Origin of the sequence: Streptomyces sp. NPDC005266 (assembly GCF_040607655.1) — a bacterium.
In the GTDB taxonomy this organism is placed as follows: Bacteria; Actinomycetota; Actinomycetes; order Streptomycetales; family Streptomycetaceae; genus Streptomyces.
The window spans coordinates 1-1,852 of the sequence record NZ_JBEXHC010000057.1; the positions used below are offsets into that span (position 1 = coordinate 1).

Annotated in this window: 1 protein-coding gene; it reads left to right on the forward strand. The window is 73.2% G+C overall.

Going from position 1 to position 1,852, the window contains the following annotated elements; translation table 11 throughout:
• The coding region (locus tag ABZU99_RS34820; RefSeq protein WP_356228181.1) for a type I polyketide synthase at positions 1 to 1,852 on the forward strand (1,852 nt) is incomplete at both ends.

Sequence of the window (1,852 nt, forward strand, 5' to 3'; positions counted from 1 at the left end):
TCGTCGCCGGTGTCGACGTCGACTGGTCGGCGTGGACCAAGGGCGGACGCCTGGTCGACCTGCCGACCTACGCCTTCCAGCACCGGCACTTCTGGTTGCCGGCGGGTCGGTCGGTGGTGGACGCGGCCGGGCTCGGTCTGCACTCGGCGGATCACCCCCTGCTCGGCGCAGCCGTCCGCCTCGCGGACAGCGGCGATGTCGTGCTCACCGGCCGCGTCTCCCTCGGTACGCACCCCTGGCTGGCCGACCACGCCGTCTTCGGCACCGTCATCCTCCCCGGCACCGCCTTCGTGGAGATGGCCCTGCGGGCGGCCGACGAGGCCGGCTGCGCTGTGCTGGAGGAGCTGACACTGGAGCGGCCGCTGGTGCTGTCGGAGGACTCACCGGTGGCGGTGCAGGTGTCGGTGGGCGCGGCGGACGAGTCCGGGCGCCGGCCGATCGCCGTGCACTCCCGCCCCCAGGACGCGGAGAGCGAGTGGATGCGGCATGCCGTCGGCACGCTGTCGCGTGACGCCGTCGTGTCCTCGCAACGCCTGGAGACGGCGTGGCCGCCGCCGGGTGCGCAACGAGTAGAGGGCCAGGAGGTCTACGACCGTCTGGTCGGCCTCGGGTACGACTATGGCCCGGTGTTCCAGGGCCTGCGTGCGATGTGGCGGGTCGGTGAGGAGCTGTTCGCCGAGGTGCGGCTGCCCGCCGAGCCGGACGCGTTCGGCGTTCACCCGGCGCTCCTGGACGCCGCCCTGCATCCGCTGCCGTCGGAGGACCTGTGGGTGCCGTTCTCGTGGAGCGGGGTGCGGTTGCACTCGGTGGGGGCCTCGGTGCTGCGGGTGCGGCTGACGCCCCAGGTGGGCGGGGCCGTGCGGGTGGCCGCGTTCGACGGTGCCGGGCTGCCCGTGGTGACCGTGGACGAACTGCGCCTCCAGCCCCTGTCCCGGGAACGGCTGGCCCAGTTGGGTGCGGCGGCTGCCGATCCCCTGTACGAGGTGCGCTGGACCGAGGCGGCGGCTGTCGACGGCTCCGCCGGTGTGGCGCCCGACTCCCGGGTCGAGCACGTCGAGCCGGGCGGCGATGTCCGTGCCCGGGTGGGCGAGGTGCTGGCGCTGGTGCAGGGCTTCGTCGGCGATGCCGAGGCCTCGGAGGCGCGGCTCGTCGTGGTCACGCACGGTGGTGTGAGCGGGATTCCGGATCCGGCGACGGCGGCGGTGTGGGGTCTGTTGCGTTCGGCGCAGGCCGAGCACCCGGGCCGGGTCGTCCTCGTCGACGTACCGGCCGATGACGCCGCTGAGACGGCGGTGGCGTCGGCGCTCGCCTTGGGCGAGCCGCAGGTCGCGGTGCGGGACGGGCGGCTGTTCGTTCCGCGACTGGCACCTGTCGTCCCGGACGCCCCTGACCGGCTGGAGTTGGCTGGCGAGGGCACGGTGTTGATCACTGGGGCCGGGGGTGCGCTGGGCGGTTTGGTTGCCCGGCATCTGGTGGCGGAGTACGGGGTGCGGCATCTGTTGTTGCTCGGTCGCCGGGGCGGCGAGGGCGCACAGGACCTGGTGGCCGAACTGTCCGACGCGGGTGCGTCGGTGACGTTCGCGGCGTGTGATGTGGCCGATCGTGAGGCGCTGGCGCGGGTGCTGGCGGCGGTTCCGGCGGAACATCCGCTGACGGCTGTGATTCACGCGGCCGGTGTGCTGGACGACGGTGTGGTGACGGCGCTGACGCCTGAGCGCATCGACACGGTGATGCGGCCGAAGGTGGACGGGGCGCGTTGGCTGGACGAGTTGACGCGGGATTCGGATCTTGCGGCGTTCGTGTTGTTCTCGTCGGCGGCGGGTGTGCTGGGCACGGCGGGTCAGGGCAACTA